4 protein-coding genes are annotated in these 6,112 nt (G+C 64.4%); all 4 read right to left on the reverse strand.

The window, feature by feature from the left end; genetic code table 11:
• Position 1: 1 nt before the first annotated feature.
• The 4 genes from AX760_RS08920 to lhpI all read right to left on the reverse strand — a co-directional run bounded on the left by AX760_RS08920 (position 2) and on the right by lhpI (position 5,691).
• Complete coding sequence (locus AX760_RS08920; protein ID WP_071832537.1) at positions 2-547, reverse strand: ActR/PrrA/RegA family redox response regulator transcription factor; 546 nt, start codon at positions 545-547, stop codon at positions 2-4.
• 135 nt (positions 548-682) lie between these two features.
• Complete coding sequence (locus tag AX760_RS08925; RefSeq protein WP_087149199.1) at positions 683-1,981, reverse strand: ActS/PrrB/RegB family redox-sensitive histidine kinase; 1,299 nt, start codon at positions 1,979-1,981, stop codon at positions 683-685.
• A gap of 86 nt (positions 1,982-2,067) precedes the next feature.
• Positions 2,068-4,542: an ATP-dependent helicase HrpB gene (gene hrpB / locus AX760_RS08930; protein ID WP_245294966.1), complete on the reverse strand. Its 2,475-nt coding sequence runs from the start codon at positions 4,540-4,542 to the stop codon at positions 2,068-2,070.
• A gap of 207 nt (positions 4,543-4,749) precedes the next feature.
• Complete coding sequence (gene lhpI, locus AX760_RS08935) at positions 4,750-5,691, reverse strand: bifunctional Delta(1)-pyrroline-2-carboxylate/Delta(1)-piperideine-2-carboxylate reductase (protein ID WP_071832530.1); 942 nt, start codon at positions 5,689-5,691, stop codon at positions 4,750-4,752.
• Positions 5,692-6,112: the final 421 nt, after the last annotated feature.

Genomic DNA, 6,112 nt, shown 5'->3' on the forward strand with positions numbered 1-6,112 from the left:
TCTATTTCGGGGCGCGTTTTGCCAGGATGCGCTGCAGCGTGCGGCGGTGCATGTTGAGCCGGCGCGCGGTCTCCGAGACATTGCGCTCGCACATTTCATAGACGCGCTGGATATGCTCCCAGCGGACCCGGTCGGCCGACATCGGATTTTCCGGTGGCTCGGCCTTTTCCCCGGCACGCTGCACAAGTGCTGCAAAGATGTCGTCGGCATCGGCCGGCTTGGCGAGATAATCGACCGCACCGAGCTTCACCGCATTGACCGCCGTCGCGATGTTGCCATAGCCGGTCAGCATGATGATCCGCGTATCGTCGCGGCAGGCGCGGATTGCCTCGATGACGTCAAGGCCGCTGCCATCGGTCAGCCGCAGGTCGATTACAGCGTGTTTCGGTGGGCGGATCTTCGTCTTGGCAATGCCTTCGGCCACAGATTCCGCGATTTCGACGGAAAAGCCCCGGGCCTCCATCGCCCGTGCAAGCCGTCGCAGGAAAGGCGCATCGTCATCGACAAGCAACAGCGACGTATCCGAACCGATCAGACCGGCGTCCATCTTGACGTCATTGCCATCATTGACTGCTGAACTCGTAGGTTTTTCCGACATTTTCACGATCCATGGCGCGTTTTATCGCCGTTTTCATCTTTTCCGGTAGGTGCGCTTATCCGATGTTCCCTGCAGGCCGTAAAGTCATTTTGTCAGCTTGGTGTCCATCAGGTGGCGCGGCCATTCGACATTGATACGCGCGCCGGGCTTGTCCGGACCACCATTCTCGAAGGACAGCCGGGCGCCGGATCGCTCCAGCAGCGTCTTGGCAATGAACAGGCCCAGCCCGAGACCGCCGGCACTGTCGTCCTTCTGGCGTTTCGTCACATAGGGTTCGCCGATCCGGCTCAGGACGTCCGGCGCATAACCAGCGCCGTCATCCTCGATGGTCACGGTGACCTTCTCCGAAGTGTGGCGAACAGTCACTGTGACTTCCGACTTGGCGTAGTCGACAGCATTTTCCAGGAGATTGCCAAGACCGTAGAGAATACCGGCATTGCGGTTGCCGACCGGCTCTGCACTGCGCTCGCCGATCTCGACGAGTTGGATGCGAATGCCGAATTCGCGATGCGGCGCCATGACCTCCTCGATCAGCGAGGACAGTGGCAGATGGCGCATATGCGCCTCGTTCTCAGAAGAAAGGGTGGTCAGGCGCCGCAGGATGTCGCGGCAGCGCTCGCTCTGGCTGCGCAGGAGGTGCACATCCTCGCCAAAGCGCGGGTCATTGCCAAGCTCGCGCTCCATTTCCTTGGCGACAATGCTGATCGTTGCCAGCGGCGTCCCGAGTTCGTGGGCGGCCGCCGCCGCAAGCCCGTCGAGCTGGGACAGGTGCTTTTCCCGTTGCAGCACGAGTTCGGTCGCCGTCAAAGCATCTGAAAGCTCGCTTGCTTCGAGCGAGACGCGGTACGTATAGAATGCGGCAAAGGCCGTGGTCGAAACGATGGCAAACCAGAATCCGGCCGTCAGCACCGGCGGAACCAGAAGCACGACGCCCGGATACCAGGGCAAAGGAAAGGGCGAAAACGCCAGCGCCGTAATGCCGAGAATGGCGGTAAGGGCCAGCGCAATGCTCAGTTTCTTCGGCTGCGACGCCGATGAAATGATCACCGGGACGCAGACCAGCGGCGCGAAGGGATTGGCCAGCCCTCCGGTGACGAACAGCAGCGCTGTCAGTTGCATCAGGTCGAGCCCGAGCAGCGCGAAGGCTGCAGGCGGGCTCAACCGGTGCGACGGCGGATACCGCACGGTCAGATAGACGTTGAGCCAGGCGAGCGCCGCGATCAGTGCTCCGCAGGCAATCAGCGGCAGCGGAAACTGCAGCCAGAAGCCGATGGTGACGACGGCGGTCGACTGGCCGCCAACCGCCAGCCAGCGCAGCCGGATCAGTGTCTCCAGCCGCAATGTCCGGTTCTTTGTCGAACCGTTCTCTTCAAACGCCGCCATGCTCATCCCTTCGTCTCCAGCCGCCGTCATCCGTCCTGTGATCTACTACGTGCTTCATGGACCTCGCGGTTCATCTCCAAGGCGGCTCATGTACCACGTGGTTTGGCACGTGTCGTCGGCATGGCATTGGCTGGATCCTCCGGCCACGGGTGCCGTGGATACCGCCCGCGCATATCGGCCCGGACATCCTTCCAGGAGCCGGCCCAGAAACCGGGTAGGTCGCGCGTCGTCTGAATCGGCCGCTGGCCCGGCGAAACCAGTTCCAGAAGCAGCGGCAAACGTCCGCCGCCGATTGCCGGATGCGTCTTCAGGCCGAACAGTTCCTGCACCCGGATCGCCAGCACCGGCTCCTCGCCATCATAGCGGATCGGATGGCGCTGGCCGGTCGGCGCCTCGAAATGCGTCGGGGCAAGCCGCCCCAGATCACGGCTTGCCGCATGCGGCACCAAAGACATCAGCCCTTCCGACAGGCTGGAGGGCGACACGTCGTCGAGCCCGCGCGTCTCGTGCTGGTAGGGCACGAACCAGTCGTCGAGCCGCGCAAGCAGCGCCTCGTCCGCCATATCAGGCCAGGGATCGCCCAGCGTCCGGAACAGAAAACCGATCCGGTCGCGCAGCTGGCTTGCCTCCTGCGAAAACGGCAGGCTTGCCAGACCAAGCTGGCGCACGCCGTCGGCCAGAGCCCGCGCCGCTGCCTCTCCCCTTGGTCGCGGCAGCGGGGTTTCGTCAAACAGGATGGCGCCCAGCCGCGTCACCCGCCGGGCGCGAATTTGCCGGCTCTGTCGCTCGAAGCTGACCTGGTCCTCGCGCCGGATCGCATCCGGCCTGTAGGCCTCGACATCGGTGCGGCTGATCTCGGCTGCGGCCAGCACGCGCTGGCCACCGGCCCGTCCGGTGAGGTCCGCAATCACAAGCATCGAGGCACCAGCCAGGCGCTCGGTCTCGGGGATCTCCGCGCCGCGGCCATTGGCCATGACGAAGCGTCCGCGCCCGCCGCGCTGCAGCGCAATCCGATCGGGAAAGGCCCACATCAAAAGAATACCGGGCTGCAGCGGCATCGGCGCGCGCTGCCCCGGCTTCAGGTCCCGTGCCATGCGCCTTGCCAGTCCGCGCGAGGCTTCGGCCCGCTCGCCACGCTCGGTGCGGAAACGCCGGAGCCGATCTTCGAGGTCGATGCTGGTGCCGCCGAGGCCCTGCTCGGTCAACAGCACGGCCAGCAGGCAGGCGTCCTCGGCATGCCCTTCGGCGGCCGCAGTGACCGCCATCGCCGCCAGTCGCGGCGGTAGCGCCAGCGCCCGGATCTGTTTTCCGCGCGCCGTCAGCGCACCGGTCGGATCCAGCGCACCCAGCGCGAGCAAAAGCGCTTGTGCCTCCTGCCATGTCGTTGCCGGGGGTTGGTCGAGAAAGGCGAGTTGCGCCGGGTCCTTCACGCCCCAATGCGCCATGTCGAGCGCCAGGCTAGAAAGATCGCTCGCCAGGATCTGGGGTGGGGTGAAGGCCGGCAGCGCCGCCGTCTGCCCGGCATGCCAGAGCCGGATGGCCTTTCCCGGCTCGGTGCGGCCGGCACGGCCGGCACGCTGGTCGGCCGAAGCCCGCGAAACACGCACCGTCTCGAGCCGGGTGATGCCCGTCGAGGCCTCGAAGGCCGGCAGGCGCTGGAGACCGCTGTCGATGACGATGCGCACGCCGTCGATGGTGATCGAGGTCTCGGCGATCGAGGTTGCCAGCACGATCTTGCGTTTGCCGGCCGGCGCCGGCCGGATTGCCGCATCCTGTTCCTTCTGGCTGAGATTGCCATAGAGCGGCGTGATCATTGTATCACTGTCAAACCGGCCCTGGAGCCGCTCGACCGTGCGGGTGATTTCCGCCTGTCCCGGCAGGAAGGCCAGGATCGAGCCGCTCTCGTCGCGACACGCCTCGATGATCGCCCGCGTCACGGCATCCTCTATCCGCTCGCTCGAGGCGCGCTCCCGATGGCTGATCTCGACAGGAAAAGCGCGGCCCTGGCTTTCGATGACCGGCGCATTGCCCAGCAGAGCCGCCACCCGTCCGACATCGAGCGTCGCGGACATCACCAGAAGCCTGAGATCCTCGCGCAGGCCCTGCTGGGCATCGAGCGCCAGCGCCAGGCCGAAATCGGCGTCGAGCGAGCGCTCGTGGAACTCGTCGAAGACAACGGCTGCGATGCCGGAGAGCGCGGGGTCGTCGAGGATCATCCGCGCAAAGACGCCTTCTGTGACCACCTCGATCCGGGTTCTTGTCGAAATCCGGCTGTCGAGCCGCATGCGGTAGCCGACGGTTTCACCGACGGTCTCGCCGAGCAGGCTGGCCATGCGGTGTGCCGCTGCACGCGCCGCCAGCCGGCGCGGCTCGAGCAGAATGATCCTGCCGTCGCCGCGCCAGGCCTGTTGCAGCAGGAACAGCGGCACGACCGTTGTCTTGCCGGCCCCGGGCGGTGCCGACAGCACGCAGCAGGAGGCAACGCTGAGCGCTTCGCCAAGCTGCGGAAGACTGGCGCAGACCGGCAGGTCAGGCAGGGAGATGGCACGGTCGCCGCTCAATGATGTTCTCCCCTGTCGTCGCTTCGTGCCGCCTTGCACGGCCAGAGCGTGCAGGCAGGACCGGGCAGGGCAAGCACATCTCCTCCGGCAACGTCGTCTCTGATCGGTTCATGTGTCATGGCCGTCCTCATCGCCCGCCATCAGCGCCATGGCAAGTCTGGTCGCCGCGACGCAACGCGATCAAGGCCGCGGACGGTTGCGCCATTGTCAGCGTCGGTGCGCCTCATAGGCAAGGATCGCCCCTGCGAGGTCTTCCGAAGCAGCGCCAACCGACTTGAACAGGGTAATCGCCTGGTCGGAGCTGCGCCCCCGATAGAGCCCCTTGGCAAGCTCGGCCAGATCGGCCCGCACCGAGAGCGGCGTGATAACGCCACTCTCTATAGGCTGGACGAGATCGCCGCCTTCGGCCAGCGCACCGTCGCGGGTATCGACAAAGATCTCCGCCCGCACCACGGCGCCATCATCTGTCTCGCGCATGCTCGGCTTGAACGCCCCGACCAGATCGAGATGGCATCCGGGTTTCAGCCAGTCGCCGAAGATCAGCGGTTCGGTCGAAAGCGTCGCACAGGATATAATGTCGGCACTGCCCGCCGCGGTCTCAAGATCGGTGGCGACGGCGACGGTGATGCCGGGAATGACGATCTGCGCCGCCGTTTGCGCCGCCTTGTGTGGATCCCGCGCCCAGATCACCACCTCCGTGATCGGCCGTATCGAGGCATGCGCTTCGATGAGGTTCTGCGACAGGCGACCGGCGCCGACCATCAGAAGACGGCTTGCATCCTTGACGGCAAGATAATCGGCTGCCAGCGCAGAGGCCGCCGCCGTCCGCCGCGCCGTCAGTTCGGCGCCGTCGATGATGGCGAGCAGCTGCCCTGTCTGGCCGCAGGACAGGAGATAGCTGCCATGGATGGCCGGAAGTCCGCGTGTGCTGTTGCCGGGAAACACCGAAACCATCTTGACGCCGATATAGGCGCCCGGCTGCCAGGCCGGCATCAGCAGCAGGGTCGCCGATGCCTCGCCGGGCACGCGCACACCATGATGATGGCGCACCGGCATCTCGCATCCCTCGGCAAACATCCGCCGCACCGCCGCAATCAAGGCGGCAAAGGGGAGGGCGGCACGGGTTTCGGCTTCGGTCAGGACCAGCATCGGCATTCTCCAGTGAAAACGGGCTCTAATGAGCATGGGCCCCATTGAGCCCAGGGACAAAGCCTAGCAGGACTTTCAAAGCGCGTAAAAGCACCTGTCCTTCTCACCTCGTGCACAGCGCGCATGAGGGCAAAAGGCCCAGTGTCAAGCTCCTTAGTACTTTTGACCATTTGGACAAGATTTGTGTGTTTGGTTTTGTGTTTGCGGGGCGGATTTTGGGTGTGTTTTGGGGATTTTTGAAATTAGTGTTTAGAAACAGTATGTTGTTAGAAATCTGATTTTTTTGAAATTGGGCTGTTGACTTCGTTTGTGTGTGGGGACTATAAACCGCTCACCAACGAGGGCGGCGGCGCTGCTGGCGACCGACGAACTCGCTCTGAAGTTTCTTACGAAAGTTTAGTGCGGATTGTGGGTTTAGGCG

The organism is Pararhizobium antarcticum, from assembly GCF_001885585.1.
GTDB classification, from domain to species: Bacteria; Pseudomonadota; Alphaproteobacteria; order Rhizobiales; family Rhizobiaceae; genus Pararhizobium; species Pararhizobium antarcticum.